A 19829-nucleotide genomic window follows, 5' to 3' on the forward strand; every position below is an offset into this window, starting at 1 on the left:
GTTCTTCCCTTCCCGGTGAGCTAATCAGCTGGATTTCTTCTGGTTTTTGCGTGCCTGTCTGCGGGCTTGAAATTGTTCGTCGGCTAACCGCCGGGCAGTTTGGGAGCGCCATGCCGACCACTCGTCATCGGTGACCGCATAATCAGCTTGGCGGGGATCATCGACAGGACGCGAATAGTAGGTGCGGGTATGTTTTTTCGATTGGCGATCCAAGACCAGCCACAACAGGCCACCGAGAGCAACACCGGGAACGGCGAACAGCACCGCGAAGAACCCGAGGGTGGCCATCAGCGTGTAATCCTCGCTGGTGCCTTGGATCCCGACCATCACCAAAGCAACCAGGACTCCCAGCAACGCTCCGCCGACGAGAAATGGGGCGATCTTGGGTGCCCGACGAAACACGACGGTTTCCTGCTCGGGTTGTGGGGATCCGTCGGGCTGGTCAGGATCCGGCGCGGATTGTGGAGAAACTGGTGAGGACATCGGGACCCAGTTTAGCGAGAAAAACCTCTGCGCCGGTTCGTGTGTAGCCGGCAACAGTCAGGATCGAGGTGGCACACAGCGCGATAGGACAAGGCGGTCAACAGTTCTGACTAGGTGCGGTCTTCCGACGATGGCGCAGTGCGGGGCGGGTGAAATAGTGGCAACCAATCAGTGAGGTCGGCTCGTGAACCGGAGGCCTGCAGCCGGCCCGAGGCCACCGCTTGGTCCCAGTCGATTTCCCCGGTGATGAGCTCCATCCAGGTCTCAGGATTGGTTTCGATCACGTTCGGGGGAGTGCCCCGTGTGTGCTCGGGGCCGTCGATGCACTGGGTGACCCCAAACGGCGGGACTCTGACCTCTACGGTTTTTCCCGGGGCACGATCGGCCAACTCCTCGAGGCTGAACCGGATGGCCGTGGCTTGTACCGCACGGGGGAGGCTGGCGTAGTCGGCATGGCTAAATAGCTCATCGACGGCTGCTCGCCCCTGGTGAAGATCAATTTTGCGACGTGCCATCAGGAACCGATCACCCTCAGGACTTCATCGGAGAGTCGGGTGCGACCGACTTGGCGGCCGGCAGAGGTGATCTGGGGAGAGACCGTCTCTAACACCTGTGTCAGTGCGGAGACGTCCGGTCGCGGGTCGCTGAACTGGGCTAGCAACACGGCCGCGACGGTATGGGCTGCCCGGGAGGAACCGGACAGCATCTTCACCGCTACCGCGGTGCCGTCGCCACTGGCCATGGCCACGACCCCTTCGGACCCGGTCTTACACAACACCTGGAGTTCTTTGAGCACCACCGAGTCGAACCCGGTGGGGGACTGCACTGCATCAGGGGCCTCCAACATTGAGCGGGCCACCATCACTGCCGTCCATTCCGCCGTCCGGTCATGCACCGAGGCTGCCAACTGCGAATACCCACGGGCCAGGGCCGTCAGTGAGGTGATAGCCGCCGGAGCGCCACACCCATCGGCGCCGTGCCGTGCGATGGTGGTTTGCAAGTATTCTTCCAGCACCCGGTCCACTTCGTGTTGTATCGGATGTCCCGGCTCGCAATAGGATTTCACCGGGTCACCGGCGGCGACGCTGGCCGCGAGGAATGCGGCGTGCTTTCCCGAACACGGGTGAGCAATCCGTCGCGGATTCAAGTGCACTGGTGCTTGAGCGGCTGCCATGCGGGCGACTTCTTTCGGGGAAGACGGCCACGACGGTGGGCACTGTAGTGCGGAACTGTCTAGCTCGTAGTCGGACAGCATCGACGCTGCCAGTCGCTGGTGGTATTCCGTACCGGTATGCGATCCAGTTGCCAGGGCTAACTGTTCGGTATCCAGCGTTGCCCCGTGGCGCAGACTGGCCAAGGCCTGAAACGGTTTCAGTGCCGAACGCGGGTAGATCAATGCCGCCGGATCACCCAGCTTGGCCTGGATAGCCCCGGTGCGATCGACGACCACCGCGGAGCCGATAAATCGGGTCTCAATAAAGTCGTTGCGAATCAGCTGGGCCAGCTCCACGGAATCCGAGCCCAGCGCAGTACCGGCTAACGGTTTTGAGTAGTTCGAGGTCCGGGAACTCATCGTGCCCTGCTTTTGCGGAAGAGGATCAGCGCTACGGTGCCAATAATCAGCCCACACACGATGCTGATTGTCGCTTGCGTCATATCGCCACGTTGGGCGCCAGTAAACAACCGGAATAAAAACCACGGGACGATCGAACCGGCTAGGGCACCCATGACCCACACGAACAGGGACGCTGCCCAGTCCGGCAACATCGATTCACCGGGGGCGAGCTGGTTGAATAAATCGGCGCGGTGTTGCACCCAGCTTTTTGATCGGGGCTCGTCTCCGGGCCGGCGTGAGCGGTCATTGGAGGGCTCGTGGTGGGGATCGTGCTGATCTGCCATGCCTTCCAGTCTAAAGCCATACTGCCGTCGCGGGGCGAATTCTTGGCAGCTACTCTGGCGGGCTTTTCTCGGTGGATTTCTCCCGGTCTGCCCGTCGCAGTCATTGCACCGCGACGGCAGGGGAGGGAAACGACTACCCTGGGAACTGTGAAAATTCTTGTGCTAGGCCCCGGCGGGCGTGAACATGCGTTGGTCCGTACCCTGTTGGCAGACCCCGACGTCACCCAGGTTGATGCTGCTCCCGGTAATGCCGGGATTGCGGCCGAGGTCCCCGTGCACCAGATTGACGCCAATGACCCCGAAGAGGTCGTGGCACTGGCGCAACGGCTCGGCTCGGACCTGGTCGTCATTGGCCCCGAAGCGCCTCTGGCAGCCGGGGTTTCCGATGCTCTGCGAGCTGTGCACATCCCGGTCTTCGGCCCCAGCGCCGCCGCTGCGCAACTGGAATCCTCCAAGGTCTTCGCCAAGCAAGTCATGACCGTTGCCGGAGTGCCCACCGCTGCCTCGGTGCACGCGAAAACCGCCGAGCAAGTCCGGGCCGCCTGTGTCGAGTTCGGTGCCCCCTACGTGATCAAGGATGACGGGCTGGCCGCTGGTAAAGGCGTGGTGGTGACCGAGGATCTCGCGGCTGCTCTGGCTCACGCAGAATCCTGTTTCGCCTCCGGCTCCACCGTGGTGGTCGAAGAATTTCTCGACGGGCCCGAAGTTTCGGTATTCGTGATCGCCGACGGTACCCCGGACGGGGCAGTTGCGCTCAGTCCGGCTCAAGACTTCAAACGCATCCATGACGACGACCAGGGCCCCAATACCGGGGGAATGGGGGCCTACACTCCGTTGGACTGGCTGCCGGAGAACTTCACCGAGCAGGTGCTGGACCAGGTTGCCCGGCCGGTGCTGGCTGAGATGGACCAGCGTGGCACCCCGTTTTTGGGTGTGCTCTACTGTGGACTGGCTGTGACCACCCGGGGGATCCGGGTGATTGAGTTCAATGCTCGCTTCGGTGATCCCGAAACCCAGCCGGTATTGTCTCGATTGACCACACCGCTGGGACAGCTGTTACTCGCCGCGGCACGCTCGGAACTGGCCGAGCGTCCGGAGCTGACTCCGCGGTTTACTGATTCCTCCGCCGTTGCAGTGGTGCTGGCCTCCCCGGGATACCCGGGAACCACTCGCACCGGTGCGGTGATGACCGGCATTGCGGATGCTGAGGCTCTGGAGAAGGTAGCCGTCTTCCACGCCGGGACAGCCGCCAACGACAGCGGTGAGTATCTCTCCGCCGGTGGACGAGTGTTGGCTGTTGTCGGTCAAGGTGAGACGCTCGTGCAGGCACGGCAACGGGCCTATCAGGGCCTGGAGCTAATTCACCTTGAAGACGGCCAGTACCGCACCGATATCGCCCGCCGTGCCGTGGCTGGCGAGATTCAGCTTCCCTAACTAACGCCGTGCCCGCCCGGGCTACTGTTGTCCACGTGAACCGTCAATCCGTCCGCGATGAAAGTTAGATGATGACCTCTCACGACGTCCTTGAACTTGCTGGCTGGCGCCACATCTATTCCGGCAAAGTCCGTAACCTCTACGAGCCCAGCGATCAGCCCAGCGGTGAATCAGATCGCCTGCTGGTGGTCGCTACCGACCGGGTTTCGGCCTTCGACCACATCCTCAGCCCCGGTATCCCCGATAAGGGCAAAATCCTCACCCAACTGTCGTTGTGGTGGTTCCAGCAGCTCGCCCAGCCAGCCGAAGACCTGGATCCGATTCCGCATCATGTGATCTCTGTGGACGTCCCGGAGCAAGTCGCCGGACGCGCCATGATCGTCAAGCGTTTGCAGATGCTACCGGTCGAATGCATTGCCCGAGGCTATCTGACCGGCTCCGGGCTGAAGGAATATCAAGCTTCCGGTGCCGTCACCGGTATCCCACTACCCGATGGGCTGGTGGATGGCTCTCGTCTAGACCCACCTCTTTTCACCCCTTCCGCCAAGGCAGCGGTGGGCGAGCACGATGAAAACATCACCTTCGAGCAGCTGAGTGAACGCGTCGGTTTGCTACGGGCCGCCCGCTTGCAGGAGATGACCCTGCAGCTCTACCGTCAGGCCGAGGAGATTGCTCGCAACGCCGGGATCATCCTGGCCGATACGAAGGTCGAATTCGGTATTGATGTCTCCACCGGATTGATCACCTTAGGTGATGAGGTGCTTACCCCGGACTCCTCACGGTTCTGGGACGCCGGAGATTACGAACCAGGACGCCCCCAGCTCTCCTTTGACAAGCAGTTTGTCCGTGACTGGCTCAGTTCCGAAGAGTCCGGCTGGGACCCGGCCTCTGGGCAACGGCCTCCCGCATTGCCTGAGCATATCGTGGAGAAAACTCGTCAGCGGTACCTGGAAGCCTACCGTCGGATCACCGGGGAAGAATTCAGCGCGACACCGCAGGGATAAGATCCAGCACCACCGCTTCGGGGCGGCAGGCAAAACGGACCGGAACTTTGGGGGCCGCCCCGATACCGGCGGAAATATTGACGATGGTCGTAGCAGATTCGACGGGTGCGTTCCGCCCTGGCACGAGATCAGGCCATCCGAACAGGCCTGCGGCTTGCCGGGGTGGTAAATCACAGTTAGTCACCAGCGGTCCCACCACGGGTAGAGCAATTTGTCCCCCGTGGGTGTGTCCGGCCAGAATCAGTTGCGCGCCGTCGGCGGCCATGGTATCGAGTACCCGGGTATAGGGGGCATGAGTGACCCCGAGGGTGAGATCTGCTGTTCTCGCCTGAGAACCAAACCCGGGCCAGCGGTCACGGTCGAGGTGGGGGTCATCGGTGCCGGCCACCGCGAGGCGATGACGGGCGAGGTGCAGATCGTGATGTGCGTTAGTGAGGTTCACCCAGCCCCGGTGCTCAAATTCGCTAAAAAGCTCCCGGTAGGGCAGGACCTCGCGGTCCGCTAAACGTGCTGCGGATCCGTGCTGGCTAGAGGGCCCACGGAAATACTTCAGCGGATTCGCTGGCTGAGGAGCGAAATAGTCGTTGGAACCGGGAACAAAAACTCCGGGGAGATCTAAGAGCGGACCCAGTGCATCAAGCACCGGTTTCAGACCGTCACGGTGACCGAGATTGTCACCGATATTGACCACCAGATCGGGCTCTAGTTCAGCCAGCGAGCGGGTGAAGTCGATCTTGGCACGGTTGGATGGGACCATGTGCAGATCGGCAATATGTAATACCCGCAACCGAGGACGACCAGCGGGCAAGACCGGCACCTGTTCGTGACGGATTTTAAACCAGCGGGCCTCCAGACACGCGCCGTATACCAGGCTCGCAACACCCGCGACGGCCGTAACGGCTGTGGCACCGGCGAACCGGCGCCACAGCGTGGCGGATGTGATCACCTCTACCACCCCAGGGTCTTAGTTCGAAGACTCTGCGGACTCTGCTGAAGGGTCGTCCGAGGACTCGTTGTTCTCGTCGTCATCGGAGGAGTTTGAACCACCCTTTTTGGCTGAGGAAATGCTTCGCGGGCTCGGCGACCCATCATCACGGATTTCTCCATGCGGGTAGTCCTCGGCGACCTGTTTCATGTAGTCGATCCACATCGGACCGGCGATCAGCGAGCCCCACACGTCTTCGTAGTAGGTGCCACCGATGGTGTTACCCTTCAACGTTTTGGCCACCGACTGGTAGTTACCCACCCAAGCGGCGGTCGTGAGGCCTTCGGTGTAGCCGACGAACCACGTGGAGGATTCGTTGTTGTTTGTACCGGTCTTGCCAGCAATGTCAAAGTCAATATTGCCTTCGGCGATACGGTCCTTAGCGATGGGTTTCAGCGTGGAATTCAGCTGGACGATGTGGTCCTCATTCAGCACATTCTCGTTACACTGCACCGGTGGCACTTCATACTCGTTGCCGGCGGCATCGGTGACCTCGGTCAGGGCACGCGCTTCACAGTAGTTACCGTAGGAGCCCATGGTTGAGAAGGCCGAGGCCATCGTCAGCGGGGAGACTTCTTGCGCACCCAACAAGAACGACGGGTGTTGCGGGTCCAAACCTTCTTCACTCACTGCGCCGTGAACACCGGCAGCATCGGTGATATCGGTAATGGAGCACAGATCGGTGGCGAAGGCGGCACCGACGGTTGCGGTGTTAATCGACCAGTACAGACCGTAGTTCATCGGCATCGGTTTCTTCATGTTGCCAATGGTGTTATTGATGTTCCAGCCGTCTGTTCCGATCTGGGCTTTGCCTCCGTCGAGGCAGTAAGCGGGGAATTTCGCTCCCGTGTAGTCATCGCGGGAGGCGTTGACCGTGTCGGACATGGAGTGACCGGCACCGAGCCAGGCCAGTGACACAAACGGCTTCAGAGTCGAACCGGCCTGGAATCCCTGGCCACCACCGTCGGCGTGGTCGACAGAATAGTTGATCTGCGTGTTACCGGCTCCATCCTCGGGGCTATAAACAGTGTTCTGAGCCATGGCCCGGATATTTCCGGTGTCCTGCTCAACAGTCACAATGGAGGAGCCGAAGCCCTGAGTCTCTTCGCGAGGGACGGCCTTATTCGCTTCTTCGGCAGCTGCCTTCTGCATTTTCGCATCAAGCGTGGTCTTGATGGTCAGGCCACCGCGGTCCAGCAATTGCTGACGCGACTCCGGGTCCGGGCCGAACGCTGGATCGTTGAGGATCTGGCGGTGCACGTAGTCGCAAAAGTAACCCGAATTGTGTTGCGCTGCGATGCAGCCGGAGTTCTTTGGAGTGATATCCAACCCGAGATCTTGGGCCTGAGCTTCCTCTTTCTCTGCCGTGGTAATGAATCCTGCATTCTCCATTGATTGCAGGACAACGTTGCGACGGTTCTGTGTGGCCTCCGGATTGGTTTCGGGGTTCAACGCATTGGGTGATTGCACCATACCGGCCAAAATCGCCGCGTCCGACAGGTCCAACTCTGAGGCAGACTTATTGAAGAAGTGGTTGGCTGCAGCTTCAACGCCATAGGTCCGCCCGGAGAACAACACAATGTTGAGGTAGCCCTCGAGGATCTGCTCTTTAGACATCTTCTTCTCTAGCGCTACAGCCAGCTTCATTTCACGCAATTTATCGGCCGGTGTCTTGGTGCCCGACACTGTGGTGCGCAGGCCGTTGAGGTTCTGGTAGTTCACCAGCACGTTGTTGACGTACTGCTGGGTCAAGGTTGAAGCACCCTGACGGGTATCGGAGGTGGCATTATTGACCACCGCGCGTGCCAGACCCTGAGGGTCCACACCAGAGTGCTCGTAGAAGCGCTCATCCTCAATGGCGATAATGGCCTGCTGCATTTCTTCAGATATCTCATCCAAGGACACCGGTTCGCGGTTTTCCGCATAAAACGTGGCCAATTCGGTACCGTCCTTGTCAACGATCCGAGAGGGAACCGACATGGGCTCTTCCTGTAGTTCAGCAGGAAGCTCATCCAGCAGTTCTGTGCCGGTCGTTGCGGCAGCGCCGGTAACCATTCCCAAGGGTAATGCCAGTCCCGCTGCCAGCCCCCCGCAGAGAGCAGAGACGCCGAAGAAGGCAAAAATCTTACCCATAGTGGTCGCCATGTCGAACATTGCAAATTTTTTGGCCATGGTGCAATTCTATCTACGTCAGGTGATCTACTGACCCGGGGCCACCGGGGTGGAGGCGTGACAATCCCCACCGGTTTCGCGTTTTGTGTCCGGGTGTGGTGCAAACAGTGCGAGCGTCATGTCTATTCTTGACGGCCTTTCAATTATAGCCTGGGGAGATGACCGAAACCCAAAAAACACCAGAACCCGCGTCGGCTCCGGAACCAACTCGCTGGGAATACGCCACGCTACCGTTGATTATTCACGCCACCAAACAGATCCTGGATCAGTGGGGCGATGACGGATGGGAACTCGTCACGGTATTGCCGGGACCAGATGGTAACGCTCCGGTGGCTTATCTCAAGCGTCCCAAACGCTAGTCACCCAGATCGTGGCCGTGCTCTACCCCTGAGATGTTGAACGATACCGAGGAGGATTTATGTCCGCAGTTGAAGACCGTCTCCAGGACGCTGGATTCACCCTTCCCGAGGTTGCCACCCCGCTGGCTGCCTACGTGCCCGCTTTACGTGAAGGTCAGTTGATCTACACTTCTGGTCAGTTGCCCCTGCAGAACGGCGAGCTGGCTGCCACCGGAAAACTGGGAGCTGATGTCAGTGTCGAGGAAGGCCAAAAGTTGGCACAGCTGTGTGTGTTGAACGCTATGGCTGCCGTGAAAAACCTGGTCGACGACCTCGATCATGTTGCTCAGGTGGTCAAGGTGACTGGTTTCGTCGCTTCGGCCCCGGATTTTTACGGGCAACCGCAAGTCATCAACGGCGCCTCAGAACTGCTGGGCCAGGCTTTCGGTGCGGCTGGTTCCCATGCTCGTGCTGCCGTCGGGGTGACTGTTCTTCCCATGAACGCCCCCGTCGAGGTCGAAATCACCGTCAAGGTTCAGGACTAATCAGCGCACAGTCCTACACAAGACATGGGTGGAGCCGGAACATGCTAGGTGTTCCGGCTCCACCCATGAGGAAGAGACGAAGAGAAGAAGAATTCTCTGGTTAACGTGCGCGCTGTCGTAGTCGTTGCAGGTCCAGAATGACCACGGCTCGGTTTTCCAAGCGCAACCAGCCACGCTGGACGAATTCGGCCAAAGCCTTGTTCACCGTCTCGCGGGAAGCACCGACCAACTGGGCCAGCTCTTCCTGAGTTAGATCGTGAGCAACGAGCAGGCCGTCGGAGGCGGTGCGACCGAAACGGTCGGCCAAATCCAGGATGGCCTTGGCAACGCGACCTGGCACATCGGAGAACACCAGGTCAGCCATCGACTCGTTGGTGCGCGTCAGGCGCTTAGCCAAGGCGCCCAGCAACTGCATGGAGACCTCCGGGGAGGAGTAGATGACCTTGCGAAGGTTTTCGTGACGCAGACCGGCCAAACGGGTTGCGGACACAGCAGTGGCGGTTGCGGTGCGTGGGGCGGGCTGGAAAAGGGCCATCTCGCCGAAGACCTCGCCGGGACCGAGGATGGCAAGCAGGTTTTCACGTCCATCCGCAGCGGCGCGACCAAGTTTGATCTTGCCGGAAATAATGACGTAGAGCTGATCACCATCGTCGCCTTCGTGGAAAGCAGACGCCCCGCGAGACAATTCAACTTCGGTCAGCTCTGCAGTCAACGCATCAAAGACTTCATCGTCAAGATGGGTAAAAAGCGGAGCATTGCGCAGAACATCCAAATCCATATGCGAGATCTTCCTAACTGGCCAAAACGGCCGGGTAAACGTTTTTCGGCGTAAGCTCGTTGTTAATTCTGCATCATCGGGATCACACTGTGAATACCTCGAGTGCAGTTACTCACATAATTATTCTACAGGCAGTAGAAATTGCCGGATGATCTGCTGGTATTCGTCTGTGAGCGATCAATGTGGTCGTCAACCGTTCCACCGAGAGATGGTTACAACGCTGGACAATGCAAGTCTTCACGGCATTTTTCCAGTCGTAGGGTTTAGGGTGGAGACACTGCGGGATACGCGACGGTTTAGAAGACGCCACCGGATGCGCGTCGGGACGCGTAGCACGGAGAGAGGGGTGGCGCAGCGTAGTGTTCTTAACCTGGCTGGATTGGGTTCTTCTTGTCGTACTGGTCATCGTGTTCATCAATGGCATTCGACAGGGTCTCTGGGTGTCGGCCGGACGGATGCTGGGATTCGTTCTCGGCACCATTGCTGCCTTCTTTTTGATGCCCGAAGTCAACCGTTTCGTGGATTCTCCGATGTGGCGCATCGTGGCTATGGTGGTGTGCGCAGTTGTCCTCGTCGGCATCGGGATGGCCATTGGAGTGGCCGTTGGTCGAGCCGTACGACTACGGGTTAACGCTCCGATTGCCCGACGTGTGGACAAGGTGCTTGGAGGAATTGTCAATACCGCCATCGCCTCGGTGTTGATTGCCCTATTGGCCTTCTCTTTGTCATCGATGGGTATGCCACAACTAACGCAGACCATTAAGGAATCCCGGGTCATCGCTTTCGTCACCAAATTGACTCCTGAGTCTGGACGGACCTTCGTGGCTTCATTGTGGACCGATTTCTTGGATTCAGGGGTGATTCCCGAGTTGGGGCCGATGCTCCAGTCGCAAGGCCCGGTGGAGGACAATGCTGTCCGCCCTCCCAATGATGCCGTGCAACAGGCCGGACAGGCTACGGTCCGTATCACCGGAACTGCATTTGAATGCGGTCAGAACCAAACCGGTTCAGGATTCGCCGTGGAGCCGCAACGAGTGGTGACCAACGCTCACGTTGTTGCCGGAGTTGAGGGACCGACCGTCGAAGATCTCGACGGAAACGTCTATCGTGCTTCGGTGGTCTACTTCGACCCGGAGACCGATCTTGCGATTCTCCAGATTCCCGACGCCGATCTTCCAACGTTGGAGGTCGGTCGTGGATTAAGCATCGATGATGATGCCTACGCTCTCGGGTTTCCCGCCGGTGGTCCATACCGCATTACGACTGGCAAAGTGCAAGCTGAAGGTCCGGCCACGCTGAATAACATCTATGGTCAAGATCCGCATTTGACCGGCATTTATCAGTTGGCCTCCGATATCCGTGAGGGGAACTCGGGCGGCCCACTCGTCGATGACGCCGGCCAGGTTGCCGGCGTCATCTTCGCCAAAGCTCCCGATGCCCAGGTCGGCTACGCAATCACTGCCGAGGAAGCTGGGTCGGTGCTGATTTCAGCGCAGAGCTACACCGAACCGGTATCAACGGGGCAGTGTTTGGCTGATTAATTCATCACCGATGAACTAACGGTTGCATGCCTGCTGTTTCCGTGCGAGGCATGGTTTTCGGCGCGTTGCTCTTGTGAAATTTCATGTTTCGTCATACTCTTGTGATCACTATCACACTCATCACGCTGGTAGGCCCTGAAGATAAAGGAGTTGGGCATGGCCCTGACACAAGAATCACTCACCGCGGGGAGACAGCAACGCGAACAATTCAGTACCCGCTGGGTCTTCCTGTTGGCGGCAATCGGATCTGCCGTGGGACTCGGAAATATTTGGCGCTTTCCCTATGTCGCCTACGAAAATGGTGGTGGCGCATTCATCCTGCCGTACATGGTGGCGCTACTGACCGCAGGTATTCCGCTGTTGTTCTTTGACTACGCCATTGGACACCGCTTTAAAGGATCCCCACCACTGGCCTTCCGTCGGCTCAACCGGTGGACTGAAGCCATCGGCTGGTGGCAGGTGATGATCTGTGCCGTGCTCGGACTGTTCTATGCCGCCATCCTGGCCTGGGCCACTTCCTATATTTGGTTTTCGGTGACCGAAGCCTGGGGAGATGACCCAGAAGGCTTCTTCTTCGCGGAGTACCTGCAAGCCACAGAACAAGCCGAAGTGAGCTTCCAGATCGTTCCAGGAGTCTTCTTCCCGCTACTAGCTCTGTGGATCCTGGTGCTGATCATCCTCGCACGCGGGGTGGGCAAAGGCATCGGAGTTGCTGCCACGATCGGTATGCCTCTGCTGGTGATCATGTTCGTGATCTTGGTCGGCATTGGTTTGAGCCTGCCGGGCGCAGCCACCGGTTTGGATGCGCTGTTCACACCGGATTGGTCGGCACTGACAAGACCAGAAGTGTGGGTGGCCGCCTACGGTCAGATCTTCTTCTCCCTTTCGGTCGGCTTCGGCATCATGCTGACTTACGCTTCCTACCTGAAGCGACGCTCTAACCTGACCGGATCAGGTCTCGTTGTTGGATTCTCCAACTCCGGTTTCGAGTTGCTTGCCGGCATCGGCGTCTTCTCGGTACTGGGCTTTATGGCCCAGGCATCTGGGCTTCGGGTCGACGAGGTCGCTAGTTCCGGCATTGGTCTGGCTTTCGTGGCGTTCCCCGCCATCATTTCCGAAGCCCCCTTGGGGCTGGGCCCGATTATCGGCGTCCTGTTCTTCGGGTCGCTGCTGTTTGCGGGAATCACCTCGCTGATCTCGATTACCGAAGTGGTGATCTCCGGCATTATGGACAAAACTGGTTGGTCCCGCGCACGGGTGGTGGCTATTGCTGGTGGGCTCTCCGCCGTGGTCTCGCTCCTGGCCTTCAGCACCACCTCCGGAGTCCACCTCCTTGACGTCACCGACGCCTTTGTGAACAACATCGGTATTGTCGGGGTCAGCCTGGTGGCGGTCTTCGTGGTCTCCTGGGTGCTGTTCCGACTCAACGAACTTGTCGGGCACCTGAACTCGGTGTCTTCCTTCCGCCTGGGCTGGATCTACAAGATCTTGATCTCCGTGGTTATGCCAGTCGTGCTGGGTATTACGCTAGTCCAGTACATTCTGCAGGTCGTCAATGAAGGCTATGGGGGAATGCCCTCCTGGTATGTCGGCACTTTCGGATGGGGCATGTCAGCGCTACTGGTGGTGCTGGCCGTCGTGGTCGCACTGATCCCCTGGGCGAAAAACTCCGGGATGCAAGACGATCAGCACGAGCAAGATTTCGACATCAAGAACACACCCCGGCACGCAGACCAACCGGTCACTACTCAGGAGGTCAACCAGTGAGCACCATAGCAATTGTGATGATGATCATCTGCCTCGGGGCCGTATGGGGTGGCCTGGCCGTGGCGATCGTCCACCTGCGAGGCAACCCGGATGAGACCTCGGGAGAGCTCGGCGCCGACGGAGCTGTTCCCCTCGCCCAGCAGATCAACCAGAGCTGACGCGCAGGTTGTCGCATCCCCATCTGTTGCGGCCTGAACCCGCTGAACCACCGGTTCTGAGAGTTACCCAGGACCGGTGGTTCAGCGGGTTCAGCAGTTAAAAGCAGATGAGGAGCAGATTTTTACCCAAAAGATATCCCGCATTCTCGACAGATGTGGTTCACTGGGAGAAGATCTTCAGGAGCAAACCTGAGACCCGAGAGACCTGAGATGTTAAGAAGGGTTACCGTGTCGAATCAGAATTACCAGCCACCGCAGGGATATCCACATCAGCAGCAACCCGGTGCTGGTGCTTCGCAACAGTACTCGGCGCCTCGTCCGGGCGTGCAGAATCTGCAAGGCGGCTCCTCCATGCCGGTCGTGGCCGTGATGATCACGGCAGCCGCCGCCCTGGTAGCTGGTGCCGGTCTGTGGGCGATGATCAACGACATTACGTATTACAACCAAACACGTGGATACATCGGTGATCAGGCGGCGAGCTTCAATATCCTCTGGAATACGGAGTTTTTGCTCAACCTTGTTCTGAACATCGGTGGTGGAATCGTGGTGATGGTCCTGGTGCTCAGGGCCAAGGGATTGGACGGATCTCGTCCCATGTTGGGGTCGTTCACCTCCAAACACCTGGTGCAAGCCATTTCCTGGGCCATTGGCGTTTACGCGCTCTTGAACTTCATTGCTTTCGACTACTTCTACTGGGCGTCTGAAGCGTTGATGACAATCTTGCTGTTCTTGGTGGCAACAGCCTTGGTGTTGTTCGTCACCTGGTCACAGCTATTCAACGGCTCCGCTAGCGCACAGCCTGCAGGAGTACAGCCAGCAACGCCACCGTACCAGCGCCATGCTTACATGGGGTCAGCCCAGCCTGTCCGAGCACAACAGCCCGTCGCCTACCAGGACTTCGGTCAGCCGGTAGCGTCTCAGCAGACCGGCTATCAGCAATTCCAACAGGGTGGCCCCGACCAGGTCACACCGGGGGCACCGTCTCAGCAACAACCCGAACCGGTAGACCCCTTTGTCGCCGCCGCGTCTGCACAGCAGAACCAGACTCAGGCCCCGCAGCAGGTTCACCAGGAGGAAGACAAGCCGTCCGGCCGTCGGGCTGCCCAGCCTTCGACTGAACAGCACGGCGAACAGCCCGGAGGCCAACCCGCTCCGACTGAAGCCGAGCCCGTAACACCGGCACACCCTGGCCAGGATGCCTCCACCGAATCCCACGACGAGACCGAACCTGACCAGAGCTGGAAACGTCCTGAAACGTCTGCCGAAACCCACGAGCCAGCAGTCGGTGTCGACCCAGTGGCCGATGCGCAGGTGGAAACCGGTGGTCGGTCCTCGACAGTCGGGGCCGACTCAGCACCTACTGCGGGCGGATTGACTCCCGCCGACACCGCCCAGCCGTTCTGGTTTGCGGTCTACACGCCCCGCCGGGCCGTGACTGAGCGGGGCGAACCGGCATTCGCGCTGGAACCGGGCCAGTGGATTCTGGCCTTGGAAGACCGTGGACACGAATTCCTCGTGCAATCCTACGATGGACAGCGTGGTCTGTTGCGTGAGCTCGAGGGGATTGAACGGGCACCGCAACAGTGACCGCTCGTGATCCCGAGGATGAAACACCACTAGCTCGAAAGCGTCGCGCTCGGAAAATCAATCGGGTGCTGGCGGAGTTCTTCCCTTATGCGGTCGCGGAACTGGATTTTGACAATCCCTTTGAGTTGCTGGTGGCCACCGTCCTGTCAGCCCAAACCACCGATGTGCGGGTCAATTCCGTTACCCCGGACCTTTTCGCCCGATTCCCGGATGCCGAAGCGCTCGCTATGGCCGATGAACGCGAAGTCCAAGAGTTGATCCGGCCGACCGGTTTTTATCGGTCCAAGACGAGCTCGATTATGAAACTCTCCCAAGCGCTGGTGGAGAAGTTCGCCGGATCGGTCCCGGACAATCTCAAGGATCTGACTAGCCTGCCCGGGGTGGGACGGAAAACCGCCTTCGTTGTGTTAGGCAACGCTTTTGGCAAACCCGGTCTGACCGTCGATACCCACTTTGGTCGAGTGTCCCGCCGTCTAGGCTGGACCACCGCTGAAGACCCCGTCGCTGTGGAAACCGCGGTGGCAGAGCTGTTCGAACCCCGCGACTGGATCATGCTCTCCCACCGGCTGATTTTTTTGGGCCGGCGCATCTGTCACGCGCGAAAACCGGCCTGCGGGGCCTGCCCGGTCGCCCGCTGGTGCCCTTCGGCCGGGATCGGCCCGTTGGACCCCTACAGTGCCAGTAGGCTGTTGAAGTATGAGTTAGCACCTGGGCGCGAAGAACTCCATCAGCGCATGCTCGAAGGAGCAACCCGTCGCCAGCTCCGTGCCGAGGGGTACTCGCTACAGGCCTAACTCCGCCACGATGACAGTCTGCACCACCCGCACCTCAGGAGGCGACCCAGCCCGTGCAGCCCGAGAAGACCACCCTGGAGACCGTCCAACAAGATTTGGTGGACCTGGTCAGTCGCTACGGCACGCTCAACGCGGAGCTTCCCGAGTGCGGATTTAGCACGCCCACTAAGGAACTCGATCCACGGGGTTTCCGATTTCCCCGCATGACCACCGAGAACGCCACACCGTCGGCGGTGCTGATTCTCTTCGGCGCCCTCGACGACGTGCCGGCCGACTATCGGAGCGAGACGGTGCCTAGTTCACTGGATGTCTTGCTCACCCAACGCGCCGTGACCTTACGCAAACACCCCGGCCAGATTTCCTTCCCGGGTGGTCAGCGCGATCCTGCCGATGCCGATGACACCGCCTGTGCATTGCGGGAAGCTAGCGAGGAAACCGGCCTCGATCCATCCTCCGTCACCGTGTTGGGACAACTACCCACCGTGGGACTGCCCGTGACCAATTTTTCGGTCACCCCAGTCATCGGATGGTGGTCCACCCCCGGCAGTGTTGACGTGGTCGACGATCATGAAGCGACCCGCGTCTTTCGCGTCCCCGTCGCCGATCTGATCGACCCCGATCACCGAGTCTCGGTGCTGATGACCGCACCGGAGACCGGAGAACTTCTCCGCCCGGTCATGCCCGGATTCCTCGTGGCCGACACGCTGGTGTGGGGGTTTACCGCCTTGCTCATCGACCGCATTCTGGATCTTCTGGGATGGACGCATCCTTGGGATCGGGCCCAGTGCGTAGACGTCACCGGGTGGGACGCGACGCAACCCGCCCCGAAAATTTTTGCCTGCCACGAGCACCTGTCTGACTAGCTGGGGCCGTCACAGCGCGACCCGCCCGTCCACAGTTGGACGGCGAGCGACGATCCTGTTCCACAGTCGCGGGCACCTGCTGGGACGGGCCTGGCTGTGCCAGGCACAGTAGAGGGCATGAGAGCACTCCCGAAACGTCCGCATCACCAGCGCGCTATCGCAACAGCGACGATAGACCGCCCGAGCAGGCTCAGTGTCGAACAGCAACAGACCTACCGCTACCTGCTGGGGTTATTAGCCAGCCTGGGTATTGAGATTCTATCCGGTGACACGGCCACAGCACCCCAGCCGTCCTCGGCGCGACAGATGCAACCACGCCAGCTCCAAATCCGGCTGAACTCAGGTCATCACCGCAGGGTGAGTATTGGTCCATTCAGCTGGAGGCTACCCGACGATACCGAGGCGCTACTCGAGCATTTACACCACGACCCCGCCGACCCCGGTCACCCGCCAGGTGCTCGCGCCAAGCACCCAGACCAGGTGGTACTGGTGCGGACCACCACCGCCCCGGCAACACCCTGGGCCGGATGGAACCTTGCTCGGGTGACCCGCTACGGCGCTCCCACACTGTTGGTCGACGCCGACCCTCAGGCCGCCTGTTCGCGCGCGCTCGTGCCCCGGTTGCATCACCCCTCACGGCGGGGCTGGGTGTGCTGGGCTACCGTGCAGGACGGGCTGGCAGTAGGAGAACGATGTTTTACCGGGCTCAGCTCGCGACATCGGGACACACCGCTGGCCTTCCTGGGCTTCGAGGTCCCCGATGACACGGACTCTGTCGTGGGGGCCATGCCAGATCAGCACGATGTGGTTCAGGTTCTTGAGGCAACCGCCCGCATGGGTATCACCACGGTCACCGATGTTGGGTTCGACGCCAATCGAGCAACCGAGTTGCAGTCCCGTGGCGCCACCCTGGTTACTCTCGCCACCACCGGCGTCTCTCCCGCCGGGCTGAATCCCGACATCGTGGTGCGCTTCCCGGGCCCGGCAGGGGTGGTGCCACGTATGCGTCACCGGGTACTGCGCCTGCTGACTACCTCGCTACCCTCGACAGACCCTCCGGCCATCTTCCTCCCGCTCAGTTGGGGGTGCCGTCCCCGCAATCTGGACATCACACCGCAACGAAGCGACCGACGCCTCTACACCACCCTGTTTGGCCACCGGAGGTGGCCTCGATGAGACATTTCGTCCCTGACCTGCCTCCGGCTCCAGCGACTGACCGGTGGGCTCAGGCAAAACTCTGGCTGGCTTCACGCCTGGCCGGCGCCGGGGAACAATCCCAGGAGGAGCACACCGCCGAAGCCATTGGCCGACATGTCGATTCGTTGGGACCGACACACGCCCGGCATTTGATGACCCGGCTGCTCGACGACCTGCAAGGACTCGGGCCGCTGGCCGACTATCTCCGCCAGGAAGGCGTCTCCGACATCATGGTGACCGGAGAGGGGCACGTCTGGCTTGACTGCGGGCATGGGGTCGAACCCACTGAGCACCGACTGCCCCGGGCAGAGGTCATGAACCTGGCCCGGAGGCTACTTTCTCAAGGCGGACGACGCCTGGATGAGGGCCAGCCCTTCGGTGACGTGTTTCTGGCTGGGGCTCGCATTCACGCACTGATCCCACCGGTGGTGGAGCACCCTCAGCTCAGTATTCGCTTGCCCCATCCGGTCACCCCGCGACTTGAGCAGCTCAGTCAGCAGTGGCCGCACCGCGAGTACTGGTTACGCGTGTGTGAATTTCTTGTCCAATGTCGCGCAAATGTCCTGATTTCCGGAGCCACCGGCTCGGGCAAAACGACGCTAGCCTCCAGCCTGCTCTCCACGGTGGACGACCACGAACGCATCATCACTATTGAGGACACCCCTGAACTACGTATTGACCACCCACATGTGGTCAACCTGCGCACCCGGGAAGCCAATATTGAAGGGGCCGGCGCCATCGAAACGCGGGAGCTGATCCGACAGTCGTTGCGTATGCGACCCGATCGGTTGATCGTCGGAGAGTGCCGCGGAGCCGAAATCGCCGAATTCCTTACGGCGATGAATACCGGGCATCAAGGCGCGATGGGAACCCTGCACGCCAACTCTACGGCCGATGTCCCAGCCCGCCTCCACGCGATGGGCGGTTTAGCCGGGCTTTCCCCAGAGGTCCTCACCCTGCAAGCCCGGTCAGGCGTCGACGTGCTGATGCATATCTGCCGAGACGAATATGGCCGGCACCCCGCCGAATTAGCCGTGCTGGCGCCGGAAGAACGAGCCGGTCAAGCCTTGACGGTACTACCGGCTCTGACGCAACGCGGTAGCACGCTGTATGAAGGCCCGGGCCTGGCCGTCGTCGAACAACTGGGCACCAAACCAGAATGGAAGGGGCTGCCCCGATGAGCCGAACACCAACCACGCTCGCCCACCGTAGCAAAAACCTCCTCGCCACTACCCCGCTCGGCCCATTGCTGGGCCTAGCCGAACCAGGAGAACTGTCCGAAATTATCGAGATGCTCCGCCAAGCCGCCGCGTTGCTGGATGCCGGACGCGACCCCCAACGTGTCTGGAGCGAACTAGCCCTAGGTTACCCGGCGTGCCCACGCTCCGTAGCTACCGACGATACCGACCCGGGATGTTGTCTGCACCATACCTTGGCAGCCCAGCAGGGATTGGAAGTCCTCGCCGAAACCCCACTACAACACGTCACCGGTCCAGGAGAACCACACTATTGGCAACAGATCAGTGGCAGCCTCGAACTCGCCAGAGATACCGGAATGAAACTCTCCACACTGCTCAGCCGACTTGCCGACGCTCTTGAAGCCGGAGAAGATGTCCACCAAGCTCGGCAAACCGCGGCCGCCGGGCCACGTTCGACAGCCACACTTTTGGCGTGGCTTCCCGTAGCGGGCATGGCCCTGTCCGCGATGATCGGGGTCACCGTCTTTCACCTGTTACTCGAACCGATTGGGTGGGTGCTGTTGGCCACTGGCGTAGGGCTGGCCACGCTAGGTCGGTGGTGGAGCCAACGGCTGGTGAAAGAGGCCCAGAATGTCTGAAAGGTCTCGCGATTACCTGGACCCCGCTCTAGCCATGGACCTGTTAGCTGCGTTGTTGTCCTCCGGCATCGGTCTGGCGAGCGGTCTGCAGCACATCGGTACGCGTTTTCCCCAAGCCCGCGAGCTCTCCGAGGTCGGGCTCCGGCTCCATCACGGATTCAGTTGGCAACAAGCCTGGGAACCGGTCGCCGGTATCACTGAGTACCAGACCCTGGCCGAACACCTGTATTTCCCGTTTACAGCCGCCGTCCCGAGCGCCACCGTGATTCGCGGGGCGGCCTCCAGCCTGCGTCGACACCGACAACGAGCCGCCGAGAAACGCGCAGCCGAGCTGGGCATCAAACTCGTGGTGCCCATGGGCGTTTGTCTGCTTCCCAGCTTTATCTGCCTGGGCGTGATGCCACTGGTGATCACCCTGTTTCCCGACGTGATGAACCTATAACTGAA

The 19829-nt window shown here is 60.2% G+C and carries 21 protein-coding genes; 14 read left to right on the plus strand and 7 right to left on the minus strand.

The window, feature by feature from the left end:
* Positions 1-24: 24 nt before the first annotated feature.
* From DCC27_RS11775 to DCC27_RS11790, 4 genes are all read right to left on the minus strand, one after another.
* Positions 25-483, minus strand: a complete 459-nt coding sequence (locus DCC27_RS11775; protein ID WP_110110221.1) for a hypothetical protein — start codon at positions 481-483, stop codon at positions 25-27.
* A 110-nt stretch (positions 484-593) separates the two neighbouring features.
* Entirely contained in the window at positions 594-998 is a 405-nt protein-coding gene (locus DCC27_RS11780) for a sterol carrier family protein (protein WP_110100699.1), read from the minus strand.
* Entirely contained in the window at positions 998-2056 is a 1059-nt protein-coding gene (locus DCC27_RS11785; protein ID WP_110098025.1) for an asparaginase, read from the minus strand. The genes DCC27_RS11780 and DCC27_RS11785 overlap by 1 nt, the downstream gene beginning before the upstream one ends.
* Entirely contained in the window at positions 2053-2382 is a 330-nt protein-coding gene (locus DCC27_RS11790; RefSeq protein ID WP_110100698.1) for a hypothetical protein, read from the minus strand. The genes DCC27_RS11785 and DCC27_RS11790 overlap by 4 nt, the downstream gene beginning before the upstream one ends.
* A 147-nt stretch (positions 2383-2529) precedes the next feature.
* Between DCC27_RS11790 and purD the strand changes: the two genes are divergently transcribed.
* A complete protein-coding gene (purD, locus tag DCC27_RS11795; protein ID WP_110100697.1) occupies positions 2530-3816 on the plus strand; it encodes a phosphoribosylamine--glycine ligase in 1287 nt (428 codons plus the stop codon).
* Positions 3817-3884: 68 nt separating this feature from the next.
* On the plus strand, positions 3885-4820 hold the full coding sequence (locus DCC27_RS11800) for a phosphoribosylaminoimidazolesuccinocarboxamide synthase (protein WP_110110222.1): 936 nt from the start codon (positions 3885-3887) through the stop codon (positions 4818-4820).
* Here DCC27_RS11800 and DCC27_RS11805 read toward each other — a convergent pair.
* Both DCC27_RS11805 and DCC27_RS11810 read right to left on the minus strand, forming a co-directional pair.
* Positions 4798-5766, minus strand: a complete 969-nt coding sequence (locus tag DCC27_RS11805) for a metallophosphoesterase (protein ID WP_341849282.1) — start codon at positions 5764-5766, stop codon at positions 4798-4800. The two genes, DCC27_RS11800 and DCC27_RS11805, sit on opposite strands and share 23 nt — an antisense overlap.
* Before the next feature lie 18 nt (positions 5767-5784).
* Positions 5785-7977: a transglycosylase domain-containing protein gene (locus DCC27_RS11810; RefSeq protein ID WP_110110223.1), complete on the minus strand. Its 2193-nt coding sequence runs from the start codon at positions 7975-7977 to the stop codon at positions 5785-5787.
* 158 nt (positions 7978-8135) lie between these two features.
* On the opposite strand from DCC27_RS11810, the gene DCC27_RS11815 reads away from it, so the two are divergent.
* Together DCC27_RS11815 and DCC27_RS11820 are read left to right on the plus strand one after the other, a co-directional pair.
* Positions 8136-8336, plus strand: a complete 201-nt coding sequence (locus DCC27_RS11815; protein ID WP_110098021.1) for a hypothetical protein — start codon at positions 8136-8138, stop codon at positions 8334-8336.
* A 59-nt stretch (positions 8337-8395) separates the two neighbouring features.
* Positions 8396-8860, plus strand: a complete 465-nt coding sequence (locus DCC27_RS11820; RefSeq protein WP_110110224.1) for a RidA family protein — start codon at positions 8396-8398, stop codon at positions 8858-8860.
* A gap of 100 nt (positions 8861-8960) precedes the next feature.
* Here DCC27_RS11820 and DCC27_RS11825 read toward each other — a convergent pair whose 3' ends face one another.
* The gene (locus DCC27_RS11825) at positions 8961-9638 is read right to left on the minus strand and encodes a Crp/Fnr family transcriptional regulator (protein ID WP_110098019.1); all 678 of its coding nucleotides are present in this window, start codon (positions 9636-9638) and stop codon (positions 8961-8963) included.
* A 359-nt stretch (positions 9639-9997) separates the two neighbouring features.
* Between DCC27_RS11825 and DCC27_RS11830 the strand changes: the two genes are divergently transcribed.
* From DCC27_RS11830 to DCC27_RS11875, 10 genes are all read left to right on the plus strand, one after another.
* Complete coding sequence (locus DCC27_RS11830) at positions 9998-11179, plus strand: MarP family serine protease (protein ID WP_110098018.1); 1182 nt, start codon at positions 9998-10000, stop codon at positions 11177-11179.
* Positions 11180-11335: 156 nt separating this feature from the next.
* Entirely contained in the window at positions 11336-12946 is a 1611-nt protein-coding gene (locus tag DCC27_RS11835) for a sodium-dependent transporter (protein ID WP_110098017.1), read from the plus strand.
* A complete protein-coding gene (locus DCC27_RS11840; protein WP_110098016.1) occupies positions 12943-13104 on the plus strand; it encodes a methionine/alanine import family NSS transporter small subunit in 162 nt (53 codons plus the stop codon). The genes DCC27_RS11835 and DCC27_RS11840 overlap by 4 nt, the downstream gene beginning before the upstream one ends.
* A gap of 228 nt (positions 13105-13332) precedes the next feature.
* On the plus strand, positions 13333-14691 hold the full coding sequence (locus DCC27_RS11845; protein ID WP_110110225.1) for a hypothetical protein: 1359 nt from the start codon (positions 13333-13335) through the stop codon (positions 14689-14691).
* Positions 14688-15485 (plus strand): endonuclease III, encoded by a 798-nt coding sequence (gene nth / locus DCC27_RS11850; protein WP_110098014.1) that lies wholly within the window; start codon positions 14688-14690, stop codon positions 15483-15485. The genes DCC27_RS11845 and nth overlap by 4 nt, the downstream gene beginning before the upstream one ends.
* Positions 15486-15538: 53 nt before the next feature.
* Complete coding sequence (locus DCC27_RS11855; protein WP_246840101.1) at positions 15539-16348, plus strand: CoA pyrophosphatase; 810 nt, start codon at positions 15539-15541, stop codon at positions 16346-16348.
* Between the two features lie 117 nt (positions 16349-16465).
* Positions 16466-17524, plus strand: coding sequence for a hypothetical protein (locus tag DCC27_RS11860; RefSeq protein ID WP_110110226.1), 1059 nt, complete (start codon positions 16466-16468; stop codon positions 17522-17524).
* Positions 17521-18726, plus strand: coding sequence for a CpaF family protein (locus tag DCC27_RS11865; protein ID WP_110110227.1), 1206 nt, complete (start codon positions 17521-17523; stop codon positions 18724-18726). Before DCC27_RS11860 ends, DCC27_RS11865 begins: the two co-directional genes overlap by 4 nt.
* Positions 18723-19382, plus strand: a complete 660-nt coding sequence (locus tag DCC27_RS11870; RefSeq protein ID WP_110110228.1) for a type II secretion system F family protein — start codon at positions 18723-18725, stop codon at positions 19380-19382. Before DCC27_RS11865 ends, DCC27_RS11870 begins: the two co-directional genes overlap by 4 nt.
* Positions 19375-19824, plus strand: a complete 450-nt coding sequence (locus DCC27_RS11875; protein WP_110098010.1) for a type II secretion system F family protein — start codon at positions 19375-19377, stop codon at positions 19822-19824. The genes DCC27_RS11870 and DCC27_RS11875 overlap by 8 nt, the downstream gene beginning before the upstream one ends.
* Positions 19825-19829: the final 5 nt, after the last annotated feature.

This window comes from Auritidibacter sp. NML130574, from assembly GCF_003185725.2.
In the GTDB taxonomy this organism is placed as follows: domain Bacteria; phylum Actinomycetota; class Actinomycetes; order Actinomycetales; family Micrococcaceae; genus Auritidibacter; species Auritidibacter ignavus.